Annotated in this window: 21 protein-coding genes and 2 pseudogenes; 11 read left to right on the top strand and 12 right to left on the bottom strand. The window is 62.3% G+C overall.

Translation table 11 applies throughout. The features are described 5' to 3' along the window. Positions 1–20: 20 nt before the first annotated feature. Genes Thiofri_RS21940 through Thiofri_RS21930 form a run of 3 tightly spaced genes read right to left on the bottom strand, consistent with a single transcriptional unit; the run spans position 21 to position 2,946 of the window. A complete protein-coding gene (locus Thiofri_RS21940) occupies positions 21–1,145 on the bottom strand; it encodes a DNA cytosine methyltransferase (protein ID WP_009148580.1) in 1,125 nt (374 codons plus the stop codon). Next, on the bottom strand, positions 1,142–1,873 hold the full coding sequence (locus Thiofri_RS21935; RefSeq protein WP_009148579.1) for an MAE_28990/MAE_18760 family HEPN-like nuclease: 732 nt from the start codon (positions 1,871–1,873) through the stop codon (positions 1,142–1,144). The genes Thiofri_RS21940 and Thiofri_RS21935 overlap by 4 nt, the downstream gene beginning before the upstream one ends. Next, positions 1,870–2,946, bottom strand: a complete 1,077-nt coding sequence (locus Thiofri_RS21930) for a DUF262 domain-containing protein (protein WP_009148578.1) — start codon at positions 2,944–2,946, stop codon at positions 1,870–1,872. The genes Thiofri_RS21935 and Thiofri_RS21930 overlap by 4 nt, the downstream gene beginning before the upstream one ends. A gap of 500 nt (positions 2,947–3,446) precedes the next feature. Here Thiofri_RS21930 and Thiofri_RS21925 point away from each other — a divergent pair, with 500 nt between their 5' ends. The 3 genes and pseudogenes from Thiofri_RS21925 (at position 3,447) to Thiofri_RS21915 (ending at position 4,507) form a co-directional block, all read left to right on the top strand. After that, positions 3,447–3,755 carry a helix-turn-helix domain-containing protein gene (locus tag Thiofri_RS21925; protein WP_009148577.1) on the top strand — a complete coding sequence of 103 codons (309 nt, stop codon included), beginning with the start codon at positions 3,447–3,449 and terminating at the stop codon, positions 3,753–3,755. A 65-nt stretch (positions 3,756–3,820) separates the two neighbouring features. Then, positions 3,821–4,114 (top strand): annotated as a pseudogene (locus Thiofri_RS21920) (transposase); the annotation flags it as partial. A 174-nt stretch (positions 4,115–4,288) separates the two neighbouring features. Continuing rightward, a complete protein-coding gene (locus Thiofri_RS21915) occupies positions 4,289–4,507 on the top strand; it encodes a DUF2398 family protein (RefSeq protein WP_040855756.1) in 219 nt (72 codons plus the stop codon). Positions 4,508–4,524: 17 nt separating this feature from the next. Here the strand turns inward: Thiofri_RS21915 and Thiofri_RS21910 are convergent, their stop codons facing one another. Next, positions 4,525–4,803, bottom strand: coding sequence for a type II toxin-antitoxin system RelE/ParE family toxin (locus Thiofri_RS21910; RefSeq protein WP_009148576.1), 279 nt, complete (start codon positions 4,801–4,803; stop codon positions 4,525–4,527). Continuing rightward, complete coding sequence (locus tag Thiofri_RS21905) at positions 4,803–5,012, bottom strand: TA system antitoxin ParD family protein (protein WP_009148575.1); 210 nt, start codon at positions 5,010–5,012, stop codon at positions 4,803–4,805. The genes Thiofri_RS21910 and Thiofri_RS21905 overlap by 1 nt, the downstream gene beginning before the upstream one ends. 407 nt (positions 5,013–5,419) lie before the next feature. Here Thiofri_RS21905 and Thiofri_RS21900 point away from each other — a divergent pair. The 8 genes and pseudogenes from Thiofri_RS21900 to ggt form a co-directional block, all read left to right on the top strand. Next, positions 5,420–5,695: pseudogene (locus Thiofri_RS21900) on the top strand (transposase); the annotation flags it as partial. Positions 5,696–5,860: 165 nt separating this feature from the next. Further along, a complete protein-coding gene (locus Thiofri_RS21895; RefSeq protein ID WP_009148573.1) occupies positions 5,861–6,094 on the top strand; it encodes a hypothetical protein in 234 nt (77 codons plus the stop codon). Continuing rightward, the gene (locus tag Thiofri_RS21890) at positions 6,087–6,491 is read left to right on the top strand and encodes a type II toxin-antitoxin system VapC family toxin (protein ID WP_009148572.1); all 405 of its coding nucleotides are present in this window, start codon (positions 6,087–6,089) and stop codon (positions 6,489–6,491) included. Before Thiofri_RS21895 ends, Thiofri_RS21890 begins: the two co-directional genes overlap by 8 nt. A 249-nt stretch (positions 6,492–6,740) precedes the next feature. Next, positions 6,741–10,901, top strand: coding sequence for a TIGR02680 family protein (locus Thiofri_RS21885; protein WP_009148570.1), 4,161 nt, complete (start codon positions 6,741–6,743; stop codon positions 10,899–10,901). Beyond that, positions 10,876–12,132: a TIGR02679 family protein gene (locus Thiofri_RS21880; protein ID WP_009148569.1), complete on the top strand. Its 1,257-nt coding sequence runs from the start codon at positions 10,876–10,878 to the stop codon at positions 12,130–12,132. The genes Thiofri_RS21885 and Thiofri_RS21880 overlap by 26 nt, the downstream gene beginning before the upstream one ends. Positions 12,133–12,231: 99 nt before the next feature. Then, positions 12,232–12,708, top strand: a complete 477-nt coding sequence (gene coaD, locus Thiofri_RS21875) for a pantetheine-phosphate adenylyltransferase (RefSeq protein WP_009148568.1) — start codon at positions 12,232–12,234, stop codon at positions 12,706–12,708. Positions 12,709–12,763: 55 nt separating this feature from the next. Beyond that, the gene (locus tag Thiofri_RS21870; protein ID WP_009148567.1) at positions 12,764–13,018 is read left to right on the top strand and encodes a YfhL family 4Fe-4S dicluster ferredoxin; all 255 of its coding nucleotides are present in this window, start codon (positions 12,764–12,766) and stop codon (positions 13,016–13,018) included. A 91-nt stretch (positions 13,019–13,109) separates the two neighbouring features. Further along, positions 13,110–14,837 carry a gamma-glutamyltransferase gene (ggt, locus tag Thiofri_RS21865; protein WP_009148566.1) on the top strand — a complete coding sequence of 576 codons (1,728 nt, stop codon included), beginning with the start codon at positions 13,110–13,112 and terminating at the stop codon, positions 14,835–14,837. Positions 14,838–14,867: 30 nt separating this feature from the next. On the opposite strand, the gene mutM is transcribed toward ggt, so the two are convergent. From mutM to argS, 7 genes are all read right to left on the bottom strand, one after another. Further along, positions 14,868–15,683, bottom strand: a complete 816-nt coding sequence (gene mutM, locus Thiofri_RS21860; protein ID WP_009148565.1) for a bifunctional DNA-formamidopyrimidine glycosylase/DNA-(apurinic or apyrimidinic site) lyase — start codon at positions 15,681–15,683, stop codon at positions 14,868–14,870. 130 nt (positions 15,684–15,813) lie between these two features. Beyond that, entirely contained in the window at positions 15,814–16,395 is a 582-nt protein-coding gene (locus Thiofri_RS21855) for a hypothetical protein (RefSeq protein ID WP_009148564.1), read from the bottom strand. A gap of 15 nt (positions 16,396–16,410) precedes the next feature. Beyond that, positions 16,411–17,835 (bottom strand): GldG family protein, encoded by a 1,425-nt coding sequence (locus Thiofri_RS21850; RefSeq protein ID WP_009148563.1) that lies wholly within the window; start codon positions 17,833–17,835, stop codon positions 16,411–16,413. Continuing rightward, entirely contained in the window at positions 17,832–18,581 is a 750-nt protein-coding gene (locus Thiofri_RS21845; protein WP_009148562.1) for an ABC transporter permease subunit, read from the bottom strand. Before Thiofri_RS21845 ends, Thiofri_RS21850 begins: the two co-directional genes overlap by 4 nt. A 12-nt stretch (positions 18,582–18,593) precedes the next feature. Next, positions 18,594–19,544 (bottom strand): ABC transporter ATP-binding protein, encoded by a 951-nt coding sequence (locus tag Thiofri_RS21840; protein ID WP_009148561.1) that lies wholly within the window; start codon positions 19,542–19,544, stop codon positions 18,594–18,596. A gap of 51 nt (positions 19,545–19,595) precedes the next feature. Then, positions 19,596–20,189 (bottom strand): SPOR domain-containing protein, encoded by a 594-nt coding sequence (locus Thiofri_RS21835; RefSeq protein ID WP_009148560.1) that lies wholly within the window; start codon positions 20,187–20,189, stop codon positions 19,596–19,598. 36 nt (positions 20,190–20,225) lie between these two features. Then, on the bottom strand, positions 20,226–22,034 hold the full coding sequence (gene argS, locus Thiofri_RS21830; protein WP_009148559.1) for an arginine--tRNA ligase: 1,809 nt from the start codon (positions 22,032–22,034) through the stop codon (positions 20,226–20,228). Between the last annotated feature and the right edge of the window lie 140 nt (positions 22,035–22,174).

Below are 22,174 nucleotides of genomic sequence, written 5' to 3'. Positions count from 1 at the left end.
CCTCTGGGAGCACCAGTTCCTCAATGAAGCCGGGGAGTCGTTGGTGGTTGATTGGCTTCAGTTCCTGGAGGCTGGGACGAGCAAGCGAAAACATGAGCGATCAGCGACCGGGCGATCACCTCTCCCAGCCGAACGGGCACCGCATTGCCGATCAAACGCCCCATCTTGTTGAACTTGAACCTGGCTCCAGCAGGAGCGAACGAATAATCTGCCGGGAAGGTTTGCAACATGGCTGCCTCGCGCAGAGAGATGGCGCGCGGCTGCTCTGGGTGCCCGAATCGACCATTCCCGTAGCCGAAGCATTGGGTCGTGATCGTCGGAGCCGGCCGATCCCAATCCATTCGTCCGTAGACGCTCGGATATGTGGCGCCACTGGGCTTGCGGTGACACACGGCCTGCAGCTCATCTGGCCAATCGCGCCAAGTTCCCCCGGGGCGCGACGCCTTGATTCGAGCTAGATTCAGCGGGCTCAACGATGATGCCATGTGCAATTCGTCTCCTGGATGAATTTCCCCGGCATCAATGGGAGGAAGCATTCCGATGGTCTGCCGGACTGTTGCTTCCTGGTTGGATTCCTCTATCAGGCCCAAAGAGTCCTTGCCGAGACGAGATGCAAGCAGCACCAAACGTTTCCGGGTCTGGGGAATGCCGAGCGTTGAGCATTCGACGATCTTCCACCAAGTTGCGTAACCCGCAAGGCTCGCGAGCAGTTCTCCGAAAACCGGATGATCCGCCAACTGGGGGACGTTCTCCATGGTGACCAAGTCGGGCTGGATCGCCTCCGCCAATCTGCCGAAGGAGGAGAGGAGCGGCCATTGCGATTCGTACTCCCGATTGCGACCACTGCGGCTATAGGTCGAGAATGGCTGACAAGGTGCACATCCGGCGAGCAAAGTGTAGTCTGCGCTTTCGTAGTAAGGCGTTATCTCATCCGGTTTTAGCCTTGCGACGTCATGCTCGATGAATCGAGCCGAGTTGTTGGCTTCGTAGGGATAACGGCAACTGGCATCAATGTCGATGCCAGCTACGATCCGAATGCCTCCGCGCGACAGGCCGTAAGTCAATCCTCCAACACCGCAGAATAAATCTACCCCTTTAACATTAATTGTATTTTTTTGGTTTTTTTTGGGCTTAATCTTCATCATGGCCGCCGATCCGGCAGGAGATACTCGTGTCCTTCAATATACTTATCGAAACAGCCGACTACAGCCTCTAGATAATTCAGAGTGCTATTCGCCAAGTTCTGAAGACCTAAAAAGGTTTCGTTCTCGGAGCACTCCACGAAGGAGATGGATCCGTGCGCCAGGCGATTGCGGAGATTCTTCACCAAGGCTAAGGGTCCCATGTCATCTCGAATATGTCTCTTGATCGCTTTGTAGATCGGTCGCCCAATCCGCAGCCTAAACCCAAGTCGCTTGGTCATGAGCTCTATCGCAGAATCGTCCCAATTTCCTCCACCTGCCTTGTCCAAATCGAAGCTGTTGATCGGTAGAGCTGAGACCAAGTGATCGCAAAGCAGAAGTGCATGCTTCAATCGATTGTCAGGGGTCAGTGGCTCGTGGGTGCGTGCGATCGCGCGCACCCATTCGCGGCGAAGGTCATCATTCAAGTCGTTCGGTGTACATGCCACATTGTTTTTCGTTGCGTCCGTAACTTCCTGAATGCAGAGGGATATCGTCGCTTCGACGAGATTGTACAATTGCAGGTAAACGGTCGAATAGAGAATTCTTTGCTGTTCGACGGTGATTGGGTGCTCGGCACCTTCGAAGCGCGGAGGACCCTGCTTGGTTTGCTGCTCCATCACGGATAGAAAATCCAAGTATGCCTTCACCTCTGCCTTTCGCTCCAGGAAGCTAACGGCCAAGGTACTCATGCGTCGGCCAAGAGCTTGTCTCTGACGAAACCGATGCGGTCTCTCAAACGAGCGATGGCATTCGCGCCGTCGGAACCCGTGACCGCCTTGAACTCGTCGCCATTCAGCCATGACTCGACGCTTACGAATTCCTGTTCGGCCAAGTCTGGGCGAGTATCCAAGGCCAGCCTGGATCCGACCGCAATGGCCTCGAACCGAGCGCGAGGGCTGGCCGTACCCTTGGGGGTTCGTCTGAATCCGTGAGGAAAGACTCGTTCGACGAAGTCGATCATCTCCAGGAATCGGTTACGGTAGCGTTCGATCTTATCGGGGTCTGAAGCGACCTCGTCGTTCATCTTTTTCACGTATTTGAAGACGAACTCCGAGGGGCGGTCGCGATAACCTTCGAGTCCATCGCTGTAAGCGAAGAAACGGGCAACCAGTTCCTCTCGCTCCCGTTTCTGGACGGATTTCGGCGGCACCGGAGCCAAAGCGACGAACTTCGAGTGTGAGGAAATCTCGATAATGAGGTCCATGAAAGGTCCCCCGAGCGCGCCGCGACGCACCTCAGCTTTGTTCGCGATCTTGCTGCCCGTATTGATGCGCTCGAACATATCGAAACGGGCCTGCTCATCGGCGTGCTCGTTCAGGATGATGCCGCGAATCGAGCGGTTCTTGATCTTCTTCTGCCTTGATTCTGGAAGTTCCGAGAACGTGAATCCGGAGACGGCAGTCAAGCTCTCCAACTCACCGAGACAGAATTCTCCCAAGACGAACTCCTCAATCGTTCGCAGCCGCTGCGAACCATCCACGATCTCCAGATTTCCGTCTGGTCTCTCCCAGAAGAAGAGGAAAGGGATGGGCAAACCGATTAGCAGAGACTCGATGAACTTGGACTTGCGTTCAGGCTCCCAGGTGAACTCGCGTTGGTAGGGCGGCACGAAAAAGTCACCGTTGCGCATCTTGTTGGCGAGCAGTTCTACAGAGTATTCGGTCAGATAGAACTCGATCCGCTTGGACAATTCACGGATCTGCTCTTCGGCCGCATCCTTCTCTGCTGTGAACTTGGGGGCGATCTCTTTCGGCTTCTTCATTGGGCAACCATCGATTCATTCCTTACTGTATTGCGTCCGCGCTGCGGGTGTCGCGGAGCGGATCGACATGCCCAGTTCAACCAAGCGCCTGATCGCTTCGGGGCGAGTCGGAATATCTTCTTGATCCCTCCGCCATGCGTCGAGCGCGTCAAGCATGTCCGATTGGAATCGCGTGCCCACGAGTGTGCCCGTGGCCGGAGCTCGTCGCTTCTGCTTTTGGTTAGTCATGGAGCGATAAGGGCATGTTTTCATGTTAACAGGATAGCATGAGTTCTTCGTTTCCAGAACTGCCTTGGCGGGGTTGTCAAAGATTTGAGCCAATCGTCGGATTCACCCGGCTCGCGATCCAAGTTAGTCGCTGAGTGAATCACGTGGTTGCATTTAGTTCCAAGCGAGAACGGTAGCACTAAGGGCATTCAGAGGCCGAGCAACGGTGACGCCTAGTTCAAGTGACAGTTTACTTAACCATGTGCTCAATGCTGCGCGGGAGATGCTGGATCATGCCGAAGACTGAACAAGAACTCCTCGAAAGGGATGCAGCGCGGGACATCGGCGCCGAGTTGCTCGAATCCATCCGCGAAATGAAGGCCGGAACGACAGGGGGTATTCATAGCCCGGTGGCGCTCGCCCGTTATCGCGTCAAGATGCCGCAGAGCGAATTCGCAAAACTCTTGGGTGTCTCGGTGCGCACCCTCCAGGAATGGGAGCAGGGTCGGCGCGAACCGAGCGATGCGGCGCGATCGCTCATTCGTGTTGCGCAGAAGCGTCCGGAGGTTCTTCGCGAGCTATTTCTTGATCAGGTCGCCTGAGATCAGAAGGCGGGGAATTGGGGTCAGGTCTTGCAATCCGGCATCGTTAACCGATGGTCTTTCACGTGTCCAGAAATCTACGCATTGAGATTGCTGGCGGGCTCTATCATGTGACCGCGCGCGGTGATCGGCGCGAGGCAATCTATCGCGACGATCAGGACCGCCTGGATTGGCCGACTCTGCTTGGCGAGGTCTGCCGTCGGTTCAACTGGCGCTGCCACGCCTACTGCGAGATGACCAATCATTATCACTTCGTCGTCGAGACGCCCGATGCCAACCTCTCCAAGGGAATGCGCCAGCTCAACGGTGTCGATACCCAAACCACGAATCGACGCAATGGGCTGGTGTGTCACCTCTTCTACCCCGTCCGAGCCGAGGCGATAGCACGGGCCTATCAGAGCGGCGTCTACCGCATGCAGGAGATCGCCGATGAATTAGGTGTACACTACTCCACCTTAGGTCGATCCGTGGGCCGGCTTGAAAACGGGATTGAATCGCCAGTGCACCTACCCATCAAGCCGACGAGTGCTTGATTGCAAGACCTGACCCCGACGTCCGCGGAGGCCCGCAACTGCGAGCTGCGCCAGCGCCTCACCGAGCGCCTGCTCGACGACCCCCTGCTCTATTACGACGCGCTGGACGAGGACGAACGGGCCTATCTGTTCAACCAGCGTCACGCCATCGTCCAGCGCATCCAGGAGGCGACCGGCCTAATTCCCGAGCGGATACATGGTTGGGAATCGCGCGCGTAACGACGCTACTCGCTTGGTCAGCTTTCCACGCGCTTAAGGTCTCGATAGAAATTCTCGTGTGGGCCGACCATCAGGAGCTTGACGGTGTCTGCGTCCATGACCCGGTAGGCGACCAGGCACAGTTGGTTGGCCGTACGGAACTTGTAGACCTGGACACCGGCGAGGTCGCCGACCTTGGTCTCTCCGATCCCGGGATCTTGCGCGATGATTCTCACCGCTTCGTCGAGATCGACCTTTTGCCTGCGATGGAGCTTCTTGACTGCGCGAGCGAAAGTCGGCGTAACGAGCAGGCGCATCAGCCGAACTGGTACTCGCCAACCGCCTCTTCCTGATCGGCGATCAGGATCTCGCGAATCACCGAGAATGGCAGGTCCGGGTTCTCTGCGGCGATCTTGCCGATCTGCGACCAATATTCGATCTGCTTGGGCACCGAGCGATGTTCAGCCCGGGCATAGTGCTTCGCCTGGTTGACGAACTCCTCGGGCAGCTTGACGTTGACGGCCATTAGGGATCTCCTTTTTGGCGCATTGTAGCGCTATATGCTACTTAAAGGAACATCTTGGCCTTCCGACGACCGCCGTGGAGTCCTTCGTCCTCGCAGATAACGTCTGGTCTCGCTTCTTCAGCTGCCGCCGGGCGACGTAAGTCCAGTGGCAGCTCTGGGGCGTGAGCAGAGCATCCGGAGATAGAGCGGACTGTCCGGTATCCGCGTATAGCCGTTACTCGCCGAGGGTCCTGAGAGTGTCAGGGCCGGCGCGAACCGAGCGGTGCGGTGCGATCGCTCATTCGTGTTGCGCAGAAGCGTCCGGAGGTTCTTCGCGAGCTATTTCTCGATCAGGTCGCCTGAGATCAGAAGGCGGGGAATTGGGGGCAGGTCTTGCAATCCGGCACCGTTAACCTATGATCTTTCACGTGTCCATACCTCTACGCATTGAGCTTGCTGGCGGGCTCTATCATGTGACCGCGCGCGGTGATCGGCGCGAGGCAATCTATCGCGACGATCAGGACCGCCTGGATTGGCCGACTTTGCTTGGCGAGGTCTGCCGTCGGTTCAACTGGCGCTGCCACGCCTACTGCGAGATGACCAATCATTATCACTTCGTCGTCGAGACGCCCGATGCCAACCTCTCCAAGGGAATGCGCCAGCTCAACGGCGTCTATACCCAAACCACGAATCGACGCCACGGCGCTGGCCGGGCTCGACCCGACAGCGTTCGCCCACTCCCCGCAATCGCTTGCTACGCGCTGGAGACTACGTGCATCGGCCGAGTCGGCAAGGCTCGATGACGCATAATCTTTTGGTGGTAAGCTTGAATCCTACACAGCAGCGCACCTCATCATTGGAGTGAATCCATGAACGCGATCGAATTTCAAACCATTGCCCATGATGGCATGCTCGAGATTCCGATGCAGTATCGCCATGCGCTCGACGGTAAGAGCGTGCGTGTCCTGTTGGTCGACTCGCAGAGCGGGGCGGATGAGGGTTCGGAGTCGTTGTTTGCGCGTTTGCGGCGCGTTCGTGTTCAGGGTCCATCCGATTTGTCGGTCAATCATGAGTCCTACGTGAACGGGGAGCCTGATGCGTAAGGCTGTCTTTGTTGGCACCGGCTACGTGATCGCGTTGGTTAACGAGGACGACCAACATCACGCGGAAGCTCTTTGGTTGTCTGATCGCTATAACGACCACCCTGTCGTCGTCACGGACGCGGTCTTGCTCGAAATCGGCAACGCCCTGTCACGGTTTGCCCGATTGGCAGCGGTCCAAATCATCCAGGACTTCCGAGACTCTGCCGGAGTGACTGTCGTGTCTTTGACTCCGGAACTTTTCGATGCTGGCTTCGCGCTTTATCAGCAGCATGGAGACAAGCAATGGGGGATGGTGGACTGCATCTCTTTCGTCGTGATGCGTCGATTGAACCTGTCTACCGCGTTTGCTTTTGATCAGCACTTCGCTCAGGCAGGGTTCTGCCTTCCACGGCGTTGATCCCGAATCGAATCTGCTCATAACCTGTGACGATGAGGTCATCCTGCTGTAGTCGGATATCGACGGCATCGGTGACGATCTGTCCCAGGTATCGGTAGGCACTGATACTCTGAGTGCCGAATATCGCATCAACAAGCCTGTCCTGCTGCTCCGAGCATGGACCTTTTTTCATGCATCTCTGCGTATCGCGACATTGACCCCCCCCTTCTCGCCCTTCGAGACTTTTCGGTTCAACAGCGCCCCCAATAGATGAACGAAATCCAAGACGCTCCCTTGCCCTTGCGACCCCGCTGGCAACCCCTGCGCCTGGGCTTGGTGGACCTGTTCCACTACGACGACGAGGAGATCTGGCTCAGGGACGGTAACCTGCTGCTGCGTGGCAACAATGGCACCGGCAAGTCCAAGGTGCTGGCCATGACCTTGCCCTTCTTGCTGGACGGGCAACTCATCCCCTCGCGCGTCGAGCCAGACGGCGATCCGGGCAAGCGCATGGAATGGAACCTTCTGCTCGGTGGCCAGTATCAGGAGCGCTTGGGCTACGTCTGGATGGAATTCGGCCGGGACAATGGGGGCACGCTGGAGTTCTGCACTCTGGGTTGCGGCATGCGCGCCGTGGCCGGACGCGGCGCACCGGAGCGCTGGTTTTTTATCACTCCTCAGCGCGTGCGCCGCGACCTGATGTTGGTGGACGGCAACGGCCGCGCCCTGTCCAGGGATCGGCTTCTCGACGCACTGGGCAAACAGGGCGAGCTGTACACCAGTTCCGCCCAGTACCGTGCCCGGGTCGACGCGCTGCTCTTCCGACTCGGCCCGCATCGCTACGAGGCCCTGCTCAATCTGCTGATCCAACTGCGCCAGCCGCAATTGTCCAAACGCCCGGACGAAAAGGCCATGTCCTCGGCCCTCACCGAGGCATTGCCGCCCTTGGACCAGTCCGTGCTCAACGATGTGGCGGACGCCTTCCGCAACCTGGAAGAAGAGCGCAAGACCCTGGACGGTCTCAATGAGGCCCGCGCCTCCGTGGGCGACTTTCTGCAGCATTACCGCGGCTACTGTGCCGTGGCGGCCCGACGCCGAGCGCAAGCCGTGCGCCAGGCCCAAGGCGCCTGGGAAAAGATCGGCACGGAAGTGCGCGAGACCGCCCAGGCCCTGCGCGAGGCCAGGGCGACCAAAGTCCAGGAGGAACGGCGCTACGAAGTCCTCAACACCAAGCTGATGCAGTGTCGCGCCCGCTTGCAGACCCTGCGCGACAGCCCCGAGATGCGCGACGCCAACCGGCTCAAGGAGGCCTCGGCTCGCTTGGTGGAAGGTCGCGAGCGCTGCCAGGCGTTGCTGGACAAGCTCGAGCGCCTGCGCGCCGACAGCCAGCGCCAGGAAACCCGCTTGCGCACGCAACAGCAGGCGTGCGCGAAGCAGAGCGCGGCATGCATGCGAGACCTGAGCACCTGGCTCGAACTGGCGCGCAGCGCGGGCATCGCCAGGGCGCATGAAAGCGCGCTCGCCCCCTTGGTTCTGCCCGATGGCGGTCCGGGTCAGTCATCCGCTTCGGACCCCGCCATCGGCCAGGCCGCCGAGGCCGTCCGCTGCGCGGTGCAGCGTCGCACTGAAGCCATCGCGCAAGTGCGCAGCCTCATCCAGGCACTGGATGCGGCCAGACAAGAGGAACAACGGCACCGGGAGCGCCGCGAGCAAGCCATCGAGACCATGGAGCGCCTGAATCAGGACCGCGTCCAAGCCGCCGAGGTCGTCGACCAGCAAGCTACTGCGCTGGTCTCGGCCCTGCGCCAGGCACTGAAGACTAATCGTGAATTGCGACTGGATGACCCGGAGATCTTGCTCGCCGAGCTTCAGGACTGGTGCCAAACCTTATCTGGCGACAACCCCGCGCGGCCTGCCCTGCTGCAAAGCTACAACAGCGCGCGGGACTGCTTGCGCAGCGCCAAGGAAGCAGCCGCGCGCACTCGCGCGGAGGCCCAAGCGGTCGTCACCGCGCTGGCAGAAGAACAAGACCGCATCGAGCGGGGCGAGCTTGCCCAGCCGCCGATCCCTTACACCCGCGATCCGGAGGCACGCAAGGAGCGCGACGGCGCGCCCTTCTGGCAGCTCCTGGAGTTCGCAGACAGCCTGTCCGCTAACGAACGGGCAGGGCTTGAAGCCGCTCTGGAGTCCAGCGGTTTGTTGGACGCCTGGGTCCTGCCCGATGGGACGCTGCGCGATGCCAAGACCTGGGACCGGATGCTCGGGCCGATCACACCCACCGCCCGCAACCTGCACCAGGCGCTCAAGATTGCCATCGATCCCAACAACACCGCAGCGGCCCGGATCGCGCCGGAGACGCTTGCCGGCATCCTCGCCGGCATCGGCTGGGGCGAGCAGGCGCATGGCGCCTGGGTCGACGGCGACGGACGCTGGTGTCTCGGCCCCGCATCCGGCGCCTGGGCCAAGCCCGAACCGGCCTACATCGGTCATGCGGCACGGGAAGCAGCCCGGCAGCGGCGCTTGCGGGAGATTGCCGAGACACGGGCGCAACTGCAACAGCAGATCCAGACTCTGAGCGAGGACATCGACCAGCTGGCAAACCGGCTGTCATCCCTGGAACTGGAATGGCAGGCCCTCCCGAGCGATCAAGCGGTGCGCGCGGCCCATCAGCGCCATGACGACCTGCGCGAGCGCCTGGCCAAGAGCCGCGCAGCCGTCGAGCACCTGACCGGCATTCTGGAGCAGAGCCGAGCCGCCACCGAGCACTGTCGGGATGCGCGCGACAAAGCTGCCCTCGACCTGGATCTCCCTGCGGAGACGGAAGGTCTTGACGGGGTCGCCGAGACCCTGTCTCAGTATGACAAGCAGGCAGCGGCCTTTTGGCCCGGCCTGCGGCACCATTGGGACCAGCTTCGGCAAACCGGCGAATTGGCCGAGCGGGTCTCCGAATTGGCGGAGCAGCGCGCCGAGCAGGCCGACGAGCTGGAGCGAGCCACGCTCAGACAGCGCGAGGCCGAGGCGATTATGCATACCCTGCGGGAAACCCTTGGCGAAGGCGTCGATCAATTGCAGCGGCGTATCAGCGACACCGAGCAGCAAGAGAAGGACTTTCAGCAACAACAAAAAATTTGCCAGGAAAAGCAGATCGAAATCTCCGCCGACGTCAGTCGCCTGGGCGAGCGCCACACCAGTCTGACCACGAGCCTGGGCGACAGAGACCAACAACGCCAAGACGCCATCGACATCCTGGCCCGCTTCACCCAGGTCGGGCTGCTGGGGATCGCGACTCCAGGGCTCGAAGCCCCGGAGCGTGAACCGCCTTGGCCGGTGGATCCTTCGGTGCGCCTGGCCCGGCAGATGGAGCAGAGCCTGATCGCGGTGGACCACGGCGAGGACGCCTGGCGCCGTCAGCAGCAGGGGCTCTACGATCGCTTCCAGCCCTTGCAGCAGACCCTGTCGCGCTACAACCATTCCGCGCATATCGAGCAGGATGGGGAGCTGTTGCTGATCCGGGTCATCTTCCAATCCCGTCCCTGCGGTCCCGACGAGCTGGCCGACAATCTGGATGCCGAGATCGCCGAGCGCAAGGCGCTGCTCGACGCCAAGGAACGCGAGCTGCTTGAGGCCCACCTGATGAGCGATGTGGCCACCCACCTGCAACAGCTCATCGGCGACGGCGAGCGCATGGTGGAGCGCATCAACAAGGAATTGGAGCACCGACCCACCAGCACCGGCATGAAACTGCGTCTGGCCTGGGTACCACTGGACGAGGAGTCCGGCGCGGCACCGGCCGGTCTCGCCGAGGCCCGCAAGCGGCTGTTGCGCCAGACCGTCGCCGCCTGGTCCAACGAGGATCGCAGCGCGGTGGGCGAGTTCCTGCAACGGCGCATCGACGAGGTCCGCCAGTCCGACGACGGCGGCACCCTGATCCAGCATCTGGCCCATGCCCTGGACTACCGCCGCTGGCACCGATTTACCGTCGAGCGCTGGCAGGGCGGTCGCTGGCGTCCCGCCTACGGACCTGCCTCCGGCGGCGAGCGCGCATTGGTGGTCACCCTGCCGCTGTTCGCCGCCGCCTCCAGCCACTACGGCAGTGCCGCCCCCAAGGCCCCGCGTCTGGTGATGCTCGACGAGGCCTTCGCCGGTATCGACGACGACTCGCGCGCCAAATGCCTGGGGCTCATGGCCCAATTTGACCTGGATTTCATGCTCACCAGCGAGCGGGAATGGGGCTGTTATGCCGAGGTGCCGGGTCTGGCCATCGCCCAGCTGGTGCGCCAGGAGGGCATCGACGCTGTCTATATCTCGCGCTGGACTTGGGACGGTGTCCAGCGCCGTCCCGACGAGACGCCGCCGATGCGCGCACCGGTCGCCGAGGAAGCGGACGTCATGGAACGAGAGGATCATGACCCGCAGCAATCTCTGCTCTGACCATTCCGGGGTCGATTTGCAGCGGCTCAGGTCCTTGCTGGATCGCCCCGAACTTGCACGCATCCTGCAAGCGGTCCGGGTCGGACTGGAGCGCGGCGGCGCGGAGCGGGTCTCCATCGCCGATCCGACCGAGCAGGAGCGCCGGGCGCTGGACGAGCTGCTGGGTCGCCGGCCCAGCAGCGGCAACCGACTCGGCCTGCCTTTACAGTACTTGGAAGACATCCTGCAACGCGCCGATCTGGCCCCGAATCTGCGCACGGCCATCGAAGCTCTTAGTGGACCGCTCCGCGATCTCGGCGCAGAACGTGAAGATCGCCAGCGGGCCTGGCGGCAGGTCTTCGACCGCCATGGCGCGGAGGCAAAACGGCTCAATGCGATCACATGGCTCGCGGCATTGGAGCGCGAGGGCCTCTTGAAGCGGCTCGCCGGCCAGGATCCTGTTCGGGCCGAAACGCTCTTGCGCCAAGCCCTGAGTGTTCTCCAATGTCTCCCGCAACGGGGTAAAACCCTGAGCACAGTGGCGGCCGGTTGTCTCGGCGACGCCCACGGCCTGGACGACGGTCGGCCCGTGGCCACCCTGGTCAAACGCGCCCTGTGCGTCGACGACCAGACGGCTTCCACTGATGAGCTGTGGGCGGCTGCCGGTGTTCTGGTCGGCGGCGGCATCACCAGCACGGTCTTGGTTCTAAACCTGAGCATTGACGGGGGCGGCGCCACCGCGTCCATCATCCATGCCGCCGCCGGCAGTGGCGAGCCGCTCTACCTCACCCTGAGACAGCTCCTGAAAGATCCGCCGGTCTGGACCCCAGGCACGACCCCGATTTCCATCTGCGAGAACCCCGCCGTCGTCGCCGAGGCCGCGAATGCCCTGGGTTCGGATTGCGCCCCATTGATTTGCACCCGAGGCCAACCTAGCGCAGCGGTCACCACCTTGCTGACCCAGCTCGCCGGAGTCGGAGCTCAGCTCAGATACCACGGTGACTTCGACTGGCCCGGCATCTGCATCGCCAACGGCATCATTAATCGCCACGGTGCGCTCCCTTGGCGCATGGGTGCGGCGGACTACCTCGACGCATCGGATTCAGGCAAGCCGTTGACTGACGGCCCGGTCACCGCCGAATGGGACCCGGAGCTCAGCCGGGCCATGCAAGCGCGTGGGCAGGTGATTGAAGAAGAGCGGGTGATCCAAGCCCTCCTGACCGATTTGGAGTCCGGTGTTGACGGCGCCTAACGGCCTTTTCCTGATTCGCGCTTGCGCGGACGCTCATCGCCCTCTGTTATGCTGGCGGCCTTTACTTCCCTTACCCGGCACCCTTGCGACTGACGAACCATGCGTAGCATCGTTTATCCAGGAACTTTCGATCCCGTCACCAATGGCCATAGCGATCTGATCGCGCGCGCGGTGCGGCTGTTTGATCAGGTGGTGGTTGCGGTGGCCGAGGATTCCATCAAGCCACCAACCTTTTCTGTGGCTGAGCGGCTCGAGATGCTGCGCGGAGTTACGGCGGACCATCCCAATGTCGAGATAACGTCGTTCTCTGGCCTGCTGGTGGATTTTGCCCGCGGCATGGGCGTACCTGTCATCATGCGCGGGCTGCGGGCGGTGTCAGATTTTGAATACGAGTTCCAGCTCGCTGGCATGAACCGGCGCATGGCACCGGACATCGAGACCCTGTTCCTTACGCCCGCAGAGCAGTACGCTTATATCTCCTCGTCCCTGGTCAAGGAGATCGCCCGGCTCGGTGGAGATGTGTCGGGTTTCGTGGCGCCGAGCGTCTATGCTGCATTGCGCGAGCGCTTTCGCTAAACTGCGCAGGTACCCTTCCGCCAACCGCCAATTATTTTATTTCAGGAGTTTTCCCATGGCATTAATCATCACCGACGAATGTATCAACTGCGACGTGTGCGAGCCCGAGTGTCCTAACGGCGCCATCTCCCAGGGAGACGAGATCTATGTGATCCAGGCAGATCTCTGCACTGAGTGCGTCGGCCACTATGAAACCTCCCAATGCGTGGAGGTCTGCCCGGTCGACTGCATCATCACCGACCCGGACAATACCGAGAACGAAGAACAGCTGCGCGCCAAGTACGAGCGCATCACGTCTGAAAACGGCTGAGTTGGTCGCCCGACTCAGTCCCGCGCGATCCGCGCCTGCTGCCGGATCGCGCCCTCCTTCTTCCAAGCCCCGCCCGAGCGCTATCCAAACCATGATTCCAACCGCCCGCCCCCTCAGGGTGTTGCCCGGCGTGCGGCTGCTGTGCGCGATCCTGCTGTTCGGCCTGTCCGCCGCCCATGGCGCGCCCGTCACCCCACCAGCTGCGGCTATTGCCAGCGCGCATCCGGCGGCCACGCAAGCCGGGGAGCAAATACTTGCCGCCGGGGGCAATGCCTTCGATGCCGCCATCGCGGTGGCAGCAACGCTGGCCGTGGTAGAGCCTTATAGCTCCGGGCTCGGCGGTGGCGGCTTCTGGCTGCTGCACCTGAGCGGCGAAGACCGCTCAGTCTTTGTCGACGGCCGCGAACGGGCGCCGCTGGCTGCCAGTCCCGATATGTATCTGAACAATTCCGGCGAACTGGTGCCAGAGCTGGCGCTGAACGGCCCGCTAGCGGCCGGAATACCCGGTGTCCCGGCGGCGCTGGATCATCTCGCGGCCCACTATGCGCGTCTGCCTCTAAGTCAAAGTCTGGCCCCCGCCATCCGCCTGGCACGCGATGGTTTCACGATTGATGCGCATTACCGACGACTGGCCGACTGGCGCCTGGAGGTGCTGCGCGCATCACCCGCCGCTGACGAACAATTCCTGCTCGCCGGCGAAGTGCCGCCCGAGGGCCATTTGCTGCGCCAACCCGAGCTGGCCGGCACGCTAGAGCGCATCGCCGCGCGTGGGCGTGACGGCTTCTACACCGGCGAACTGGCCGAACAACTGGTCGCCGGCGTGCGCGAAGCCGGCGGCATCTGGACGATGGAAGACCTGCGCGACTACCGTATCATCGAGCGCGCGCCCATTGTGTTTGACTACGGTGACTGGACGATCACCAGTGCGCCGCCGCCCTCGGCAGGCGGTGTCGGGTTGGCGCAGATGCTTGGCATGCTGGCCGACCTGAACATTAATGCCCAGGACCGCGTCACACGCGTGCATCTGAGCGTCGAGGCCATGCGCCGCGCCTATCGGGACCGCGCGGCCTTTCTTGGCGATCCGGATCAGGTCGAGATGCCGCTCGCGCGCCTGATGCATCCCTTCTATCTTGTCGGGCTGGCACGCGATATCGACCCGAATTGGGCCACCCCCAGCCAGCCGCCGGCCCTGCAAGAGGCTGCGGGTGAGCCGGCCGACGAGGGTCGAGACACCACCCATTTCTCAATTCTGGACAAGGAAGGCAACCGAGTCGCCGCCACGCTCAGCATCAATTACCCCTTTGGTGCCGGCTTTGTGCCGCCGGGAACCGGCGTGCTGCTGAACGACGAGATGGACGATTTCGCCGCCCAGCCTGGGGTTGCTAATGCCTATGGCCTTGTCGGTGGCGAGGCAAACGCCATCGCGCCCGGCAAGCGCATGCTTTCAAGTATGAGCCCGACCTTTGTCGAGTCCGATCAGGGTGTGGCCATTCTCGGCACGCCTGGCGGCAGCCGCATCATCACCATGGTGCTCAATGCCGTGCTGGCGTTGACCGAAGGCGGCACGCCGGCCGACTGGGTGGCCGCGCCGCGCTTTCACCACCAGTATCTGCCCGATGTCATCCAGCACGAGCCGGCCGCCTTCGACGCCGAAGAGGCCGCCGCACTCCAGGCCATGGGCCATCGGCTGGAGCCAGTTGACCCTGGCATGTTCGGTAACATGCAGGTCATTTACTGGGACCGGAGCAAGCAGCGCGTCCAGGCCGCGAGCGATCCGCGCGGCCAAGGCGAGGCGAAGGTGCTGACTGGCGCACCTTAGGCTCATACCATTATGACGCGCTGGTGTTACTTATCGCTGGCAAGTCGCGCAATAGAAGCTGGAACGCTGGCCGATGCGCCCGAGTCGGATGGGCGCGCCGCATTGGCGGCAGGGTTCGCCGGTGCGGCCATAGACGCGCAATTGTTGGGCGAAATAGCCGGGGTTGCCGTCCTCGCGCAGAAAGTCCCGCAGGGTGGTGCCGCCCTGTTCGATGGCGGCGTTGAGCACCTGCTTGATGGCGTCGGCCAGGCGTTGGTAGCGCGCGAGGCCGATGCGCCCGGCGGCGCGGGCGGGATGAATGCCGGACATGAAAAGCGCCTCGTTGGCGTAGATATTGCCAACGCCGACTAGCACCCGGCTGTCCATGATGAGCGACTTGACCGCTGCGCGCCGGTTGCGGGATATCTGGTACAGGTAAGCGCCGTCGCAGTCAGCCGACAGCGGCTCCGGCCCCAGGCTGGCGAGCAGCGAATGGGTCTCGGCCGGCTCGGGAATCCACTGGAAAATGCCGAAGCGGCGCGGGTCGTGCAGGCGCAGCGCAACGCCAGACTCAAGTGTCAGTTCGATGTGATCATGCGGACGATAGGCCGCTGTCTCAGGCACCAGACGCAGACTGCCAGACATGCCCAGATGCACCAGCACCGACCCCTCCTCCAGAGCAATTAGCAAGTATTTGGCGCGCCGGCGCAGGTGCAATATCCGCTGACCTGGCACCTGTGCCTCGGTCTCAAGTGAGACCGGCTGGCGCAGGCGCCGGTCGCGCACCAGCAGTCTGTCGATGCGCTGTCCGGTCAAGGCCGGCGCAATGCCGCGCAATGTGGTTTCGACTTCCGGCAGCTCGGGCATCTCAGAGAGCCGTCGCGGCGGTGATTTGATTCGCTGAGGTGGCCGATTTGGCCGAGCTGGCCGAGCTGGCGGCAATTTGATTTGCAAAACCTAAGCACGCCCAAGGCGTTATGCTGTTAAGGCAAGCCATCTAATCGCTACCCAGAAGATCGGCGGAAGGATCAGTATCGATCAGATAATCCGCAGGTGCCGCTAGCAATGGCAGCAGCCAGCGGTCGTCGATCAGCACTACGGCATCGCCTGCGAGCAGGTAACGGCGGCGGTCAATGGGGTCGGCGGCGCCGGCGCACAGGTGTAGATCATTCAGCTCAAGCTCCAGCCAGGGGGCGGCCAGGCCAAGATCCGCCAGCATTGACGCCCGATCCCCGGTCGTTTCATCGCGCGCGGTTGCATCCTTAGCGGCTGCATCCTCTGCTTCTGGCAGCTTGAACGCCTCAGTGGCGGGTGCTCGCAGCAGGGCATCGAGCCGCTCGCCCATGGTTGCTGTCACCTTGCCCTGCAGCGGTTCGCGCATCATCCAGCCTTCGGGGCTCGATTGGAACATCAGCGGCGGCTCGGCCTGCTGCTGCAGGCGGATACGGGTAATGGCTTCTGGCGCAAGGCCAACCAGCCCGGCCAGACCCGGAGGCGATTCGGGCTGCCCGCGTGCGAGCAGAAACAACAGCGTGCAGACTGCCAGCAGCAGACCATTGATCAGCCAGCGACCGCTCATCGGGCCTGCTCCTTGTCAACCATGACGGCGACGCCAGTAGCTCACGACCGCCAGCAGCAAAAAGCCAAATGGCAATACCACCAGCGCCAAGACACTCAGCACAAAGGCTCGACCTGGCGTGAGCGCGAGCGGCGCATCCTTTTCACCCGCCTCGCTGGCCATCATCTCCACACCGCTTAGCCAGCGCAGCAGACGCAGGCCGAGCGCGCGATTTGCCCCGCGTTCAAGTGCCGCGTTACTGAGAAAATCGCCGTCACCGATCAGCATCACGCGCTGTTGGTCCATCGCGGATGCGGCCATCTCAGCACCACCTGTGCGCAGGGCACTGGGCACTTGGCGCGTCATTGCCAGCGCAAAGGGTAGCGGGCCGGCCAGTTCGCCCAGTTCGGGTTCGCGGGCGATCTTGCCCTGGATGGGACCGGTTTCATTCCAACTCTGGGCGCTGCTCTCAAGCGACGTGATCAGTTGCCAGTCCGGCGCCAAGCTGGAGAGGGTCTCCGGCGCGAAGGCCGAGACGCCCGGAAAGAACGCGGGTGCGCCCAGGCCCTGCCAGAGTGGATGTGCGGGCCAGTCGCTGACCACGGCGACATTGGGCGATGCGACATCGAAAGCGCTGCCGGCGGCATCGACAATTTGCCCCGGCAGGCTGTCGATACCGAGCAAGTTCGCGAGTGGCTGGAAGCCCTGCCAATCGCCCGGGTCGAGTAGCCAGAGCAGATTGCCGCCGGCGGCGACATAGTCGATCAGCGCTTCGACCTCGCCGGGAAAGAGCGCGATGGCCGGGGTGCTCAGAATCAGGACATTGGTATTGGCCGGAATCCGGCTCAGACGGGACAGGTCTACCGGTTGTAGACGAAATCCACGCTGCTCCAGCCATTGAGCAAAACGTCCGATATCCCGACCCGTGCCGCCACCCGGACTGCGCTCACCATGTCCCTCTAGCAGGGCCACCCAGGGTGCTTGGGTCAGGGTCAGGCGCGCGATGGCATTGGTCAGGGTCGCTTCATCGAGCCGGTCGAGATATTCGCGCCGCTCCTGGTACTCGAGGAGAATCTGCCCGAGCAAACGCACATCATGCCGGCGCGCTAGTTCGGGGGCGCGTATCGGGTCGATATACTCGACTTTCACCTGATCGCTGGCGCGCCGATAGCGCATCAGGATCTGCTCAATCTCTCGCACCAGCGGATGATCAGGCGCGATAAACACCCGCACCTTAAGCGGCGCGTCGAGCGCGGACAGTACCTCCAGGCTCTCGTTGCTCAGGCGGTTGCGCCCGGCACTCGACCAGTCCCAGTAAATCTCGTGCCGGGCCAGATGCCAGCCTGCCAACAGCACCAGAGCCCAGAGCAAGAGCACATAGACGGCGTCGGCGAGGCGCCGCGAGACTCTGCTTGGGCGCGCGCCGGGCGGGGAGGAGGGTCGTACTTGGGGTGCCGTCATGGATCAAGCCGATTCACGAGTTGCCGTTCGGCCAGGGCCAGAAAGCAGGCGCTGAGCAGCAGAAAATAGCCAAGATCGCTTAGACGCACGGCACCGATCAGGAACCAAAACAGATGTTGGCCCCAGGACAGCCAGTCGAACAGCCCGAGCGCCTGCAGGCCAGACAGTTCGGCGCGATTGATGACCGACAGCAGAATCAGGATGCCATAAGCGATCACGGCCGCCGCGGCGGGTTGGGCGCTGATGCTGGCGCCAAAGAGCCCTACTGCGGCGAACAGCAGCCCCAGTAGCCAGAGGCCAAGGGTGGCGGACAGGCACAGGCCGAGATCGACAGGCGCGCTCAGTGCTAGCGAGAGACACAAAAACAGCGGCACCAGGGACAAGGCCAGCAGCGCCAGGGCGAGCGCCAGCCATTTGCCGAGCAGAATCTCGACCGGTGCCACAGGTGCGCTGGCGAGCAGCGCATAACGGCCATCGCGCAACTCGCCGCTTAGCAAGCGGCTTGCGAGTAGTGGGGCGATTAATAGCAGCATCACGGCGGCTGCGCCGAAAAGTTCGCGCACCAGGCGCAGATTGAGCGCGCCGATGGTGATTTGTTCAAGCCCCTCGCGCTCGACGCCGACGAAGGGGTCGAGCACGGACAGAAATATCCAGCCGAGAATCAGGGCGCAAGCGGCCAGTAGTAGCCAAATCAGACCGGTCTGAAACAGCGTCAGCATCTCGCGTCGGGCAATGGTCCATAGCATGGCTTCAGCTCCTCAGGCCGCGCGATCAAGGGCGCCGAAGCCGTCCAGGAACAGTCGCTCGAGATCGCTCGGCTCCGGGCTGAGCTCCGCGAGGCCAAAGCCGCGTTCGACCAGCGCGCGGCTGAGTTTTGCAGGGTCGGTGCCCGGTTGCAGACGCAGGCGGATGCGACCATCGTCCATCGCCTCGGCGCTCGCAACTTGCTCCACTTTGGCGAGCGCTTCCGGTGTGCTTGGGGGTACCAAGCGCACGCGGACAATGGCGCCTTCGGCGCTGTCGAGCGCTGCGTTGCACTCAGGCGCGAGATTACCCCGATACAGCTCGCGTCCATCATTCAGCATGAGCACTGAGGTACAAAGATTGCGCACTTCATCAAGCCGGTGGCTTGAGAAGACCACCGCGCAGCCGCGCTCGGCGCGGCGACGGATCAGCGCGCGTAGCTCATGGCTTTGCAGCGGGTCGAGTCCGTCCCCAGGTTCATCGAGCAGCAAGAGCGCGGGATCATGCAGCAGCGCCTGTGCCAGACCGACGCGCTGGCGGTAACCTTTCGACAGCCGCCCGAGCAGACGATCACGGACGGCCTCCAGAGCACACTCGCCAATCACGCCGGCCACAGCAGAATGCAGACTGGCGCCGCGCAGGCCGCGCAGCCGCCCGCAATAGTGTAAATACTCGCCAAGGCGCAGATCGGGGTAGATGGGCGGGCGTTCGGGCAGATAACCGAGCTGGCGCTTCGCCGGGCGTGGCGAGCGGTAGAGATCAATTCCGAGGATGCGAACCTGGCCACGACTGGGCGCCAACTGACCAGCCAGCATTTGCAGACAGGTCGTCTTGCCGGCACCATTGGGGCCGAGTAGGCCGAGGATATCGCCAGATTTCAGGCGCAGATCAAGCCCACGCACCGCTTGCCGGCTACCAAACTGGCGACCAAGCGCCTGAACGTCCAGAACCGCTTCTTCGGGCATTGTTGATCCTCAGAGCATTGGTCACTTGATAGGAGCAACTACCCTCAGGACTCAGTTGTCTCTGACTGCCATGCTGCTTACACCCTGAGCCTGGAGTTTCTTGCCGAGCGCATCGGCGCCGGCCTTGTCATATTGCCCGGATCTGAGCCGATAGGTCTTGGCGCCGCCAACCTCGGCCTCGACTATATTCACACTAAACCCCATGAGTGCCAGCTCGGCCTTGCGCCGCTCGGCATCCGCGAGGTCGCGGAAGGAGCCCACCTGAAGGCGATACTTGGCGGTCGACGCCGGGCTTGCAGTGGGGGCGTTTTGTGCGGCGGGCTTGGTTTGTGTTGTTGCCGCTTCGCTAGCGGGCTTGGGTGTGGGGGGCGGCAGCGGCGAGTTCTGGGTCACAGGCGTTTCTACTGGAACCAGGACTTCTTCCTGCCGCAGTCTCTCGTAGAAGTCGAAGGTGGGCTTGGGCGTTGGTGCCTGGGCGGTCGACGGCCGGGCGGGCTGCGTTGGAAGCCTGTCGTGCCTCATCCAGGCGAGTCCCATCCCGAAGGCCCCGACCAGGGAGCCAAGCAGAAACCAGAACGCGCCAGTGCTCTGTGGACGGTCGCGCTTGCGTGATGATGGACTGCTGCGTGTCGCGGTTTTTGCCATGATCAGAAGATTGTCCGCTGGTTGGTGGTGATCAGGCTACATTGCCTCGGGCGCCGAGACGCCGATGAGTCCAAGCCCGTTGCGCAGGACCTGACGTACCGCCAGAATCAGCGCGCCGCGCGCCTCGCGCAGGGGCTGATCCTCGACGATGAACTGATGCGCGTTGTAATAGGCATGAAAGTCCGTCGCCAGCTCGCGCAGATAGGCGGTGAGCTGGTGCGGCTCGGCCTCGAGCGCGGCGGCCAGTATCACCTCAGGGTAGCGCGACAGGGTGCGCACCAGGGTCTGTTCGTGCGGCTCGCGCAGGCGGGCGAGTTGGTCCATGCCGGCTGTGCCCTCAATGGGCAGGTTTTTCTCAGCCGCCTGGCGCAGCACGCTCTCGATACGTGCATGGGCGTACTGGACATAGTAGACCGGATTGTCGTTGCTTTGGCTTTTGGCTAGATCTAGGTCGAAGTCCAGATGTTGCTCGCAGCGGCGCATGATGTAAAAGAAGCGCGCGGCGTCTTTTCCCACTTCTTTGCGCAGTTCCCGAAGAGTGACAAAATCACCTGAGCGGGTTGACATCTGCACCTTCTGCCCGTTGCGGTAGAGGATGGCAAATTGCACCAGGAGCACCTCGAGTCGCGCTGGATCATCGCCGAGTGCCTGCAACGCGGCCTTAACTCTTGGCACATAGCCGTGGTGGTCCGCGCCCCAGATATCAAATACCCGGCTGAAGCCGCGTTCGAGCTTGTCGGCATGGTAGGCGATGTCGGAGGCAAAATAGGTGCCTTGGCCGTTCTCGCGCACCAGCACGCGGTCTTTTTCATCGCCGAAGTCGCTAGAGCGAAACCAGAGCGCGCCCTCGTGCTCGTAAACATGACCGGCGGCGCGCAGGCGCTCGACGGCTTTGGTGACGGCGCCGCTCGCGGCCAGGCTGCGTTCGGAATACCACTCCTGATACTCCACACCAAAGCCGGCCAGATCATCACGAATATCATCAAGGATGGTATTTAGCCCCAGCTCAAACACCAGCCGGTAGCGGTTGTCGCCAAGCAACTGCTGGGCGTGGGCGATGAGTGCATCGATATGTGCCTCTTTGTCGCCAGTGGGCGCGCCTGGCAGTGGCTCGCCGGTCTCGCTGAGTTCATCCGCGCTCGGAGCATCCTTGGGCACGCCCTCAAAGACCGTGCTCGCCTCGGCCCGGTAGGCATCGCCGTGCTCGCGATGCAGCGCGGCGGCGATGTCCCAGACATAATCCCCGCGATAGCCATTGGCCGGAAAGCGCAGTTCCTCGCCGCAGAGTTCGAGATAGCGCAACCACACCGAGGTGGCGAGAATGTCCATTTGCCGCCCGGCATCGTTGACATAGTATTCCCGATGCACCTGATAGCCGACCGCCTCGAGCAGGTTGGCCACCACGGCGCCATAGGCCGCGCCGCGCCCGTGCCCGACATGCAGTGGCCCGGTTGGATTGGCTGAGACAAACTCCACCTGCACCCGCGCCCCCGCACCCTGATCACAGCGGCCGTAGGCCGGGCCGGCGGCCAGAATCTCCGGGATCAGGCGCAGGTAGGCCTCCTCGGCCAGAAAGAAATTGATGAAGCCAGGCCCGGCAATCTCCACCCGCGCCACCAAGGGTGAGCCAGGCAGATGCGCGAGCAGACGCGCGGCAAGATCGCGCGGCTTGCTGCGGGCGGTCTTGGCCAGCACCAAGGCGGCATTGGTGGCGAAGTCGCCATGGGCCGGATCGCGCGCGCGATCAATTTGCGCGCGGCCTTGGGCGGCGCTCGGGTCGAATCCATCCTGGCTCGCCAGGGCAGCCCAGGCTTGTTCAACCAGGGAGAGGAGTGCTTGCTTCATGCGTGTTTCGGACAAAGGCGGTAGAGATGGGGCATCTGAATGGCCCCAAGCTTTAAAGAGCGACTGCGGCTAGGATAACGGAAAGCATGAAAGCATCGCTACATTACCGTGAAAGTACAGCTGAAATTCTTCGGGGTGTT

The organism is Thiorhodovibrio frisius, from assembly GCF_033954835.1.
Classification (GTDB): Bacteria; Pseudomonadota; Gammaproteobacteria; order Chromatiales; family Chromatiaceae; genus Thiorhodovibrio; species Thiorhodovibrio frisius.
Note: the sequence above shows the minus strand (reverse complement) of the source record. Positions and strands in the feature narration are given on the sequence as shown.

Excerpts from the sequence above, each read along its gene's own strand:
- Thiofri_RS21910 (WP_009148576.1), bottom strand. The coding sequence starts at position 4,803 with ATGCGCCTGCTCGTTACGCCGACTTTCGCTCGCGCAGTCAAGAAGCTC.
- Thiofri_RS21855 (WP_009148564.1), bottom strand. The coding sequence starts at position 16,395 with ATGAGCGGTCGCTGGCTGATCAATGGTCTGCTGCTGGCAGTCTGCACG.
- Thiofri_RS21840 (WP_009148561.1), bottom strand. The coding sequence starts at position 19,544 with ATGCCCGAAGAAGCGGTTCTGGACGTTCAGGCGCTTGGTCGCCAGTTT.
- Thiofri_RS21870 (WP_009148567.1), top strand. The coding sequence starts at position 12,764 with ATGGCATTAATCATCACCGACGAATGTATCAACTGCGACGTGTGCGAG.
- Thiofri_RS21905 (WP_009148575.1), bottom strand. The coding sequence starts at position 5,012 with ATGGCCGTCAACGTCAAGCTGCCCGAGGAGTTCGTCAACCAGGCGAAG.
- Thiofri_RS21925 (WP_009148577.1), top strand. The coding sequence starts at position 3,447 with ATGCCGAAGACTGAACAAGAACTCCTCGAAAGGGATGCAGCGCGGGAC.
- coaD (WP_009148568.1), top strand. The coding sequence starts at position 12,232 with ATGCGTAGCATCGTTTATCCAGGAACTTTCGATCCCGTCACCAATGGC.
- Thiofri_RS21940 (WP_009148580.1), bottom strand. The coding sequence starts at position 1,145 with ATGATGAAGATTAAGCCCAAAAAAAACCAAAAAAATACAATTAATGTT.
- ggt (WP_009148566.1), top strand. The coding sequence starts at position 13,110 with ATGATTCCAACCGCCCGCCCCCTCAGGGTGTTGCCCGGCGTGCGGCTG.
- Thiofri_RS21885 (WP_009148570.1), top strand. The coding sequence starts at position 6,741 with ATGAACGAAATCCAAGACGCTCCCTTGCCCTTGCGACCCCGCTGGCAA.
- argS (WP_009148559.1), bottom strand. The coding sequence starts at position 22,034 with ATGAAGCAAGCACTCCTCTCCCTGGTTGAACAAGCCTGGGCTGCCCTG.
- Thiofri_RS21850 (WP_009148563.1), bottom strand. The coding sequence starts at position 17,835 with ATGACGGCACCCCAAGTACGACCCTCCTCCCCGCCCGGCGCGCGCCCA.
- Thiofri_RS21890 (WP_009148572.1), top strand. The coding sequence starts at position 6,087 with ATGCGTAAGGCTGTCTTTGTTGGCACCGGCTACGTGATCGCGTTGGTT.
- Thiofri_RS21835 (WP_009148560.1), bottom strand. The coding sequence starts at position 20,189 with ATGGCAAAAACCGCGACACGCAGCAGTCCATCATCACGCAAGCGCGAC.
- Thiofri_RS21895 (WP_009148573.1), top strand. The coding sequence starts at position 5,861 with ATGAACGCGATCGAATTTCAAACCATTGCCCATGATGGCATGCTCGAG.
- Thiofri_RS21845 (WP_009148562.1), bottom strand. The coding sequence starts at position 18,581 with ATGCTATGGACCATTGCCCGACGCGAGATGCTGACGCTGTTTCAGACC.
- Thiofri_RS21930 (WP_009148578.1), bottom strand. The coding sequence starts at position 2,946 with ATGAAGAAGCCGAAAGAGATCGCCCCCAAGTTCACAGCAGAGAAGGAT.
- Thiofri_RS21880 (WP_009148569.1), top strand. The coding sequence starts at position 10,876 with ATGACCCGCAGCAATCTCTGCTCTGACCATTCCGGGGTCGATTTGCAG.
- mutM (WP_009148565.1), bottom strand. The coding sequence starts at position 15,683 with ATGCCCGAGCTGCCGGAAGTCGAAACCACATTGCGCGGCATTGCGCCG.
- Thiofri_RS21935 (WP_009148579.1), bottom strand. The coding sequence starts at position 1,873 with ATGAGTACCTTGGCCGTTAGCTTCCTGGAGCGAAAGGCAGAGGTGAAG.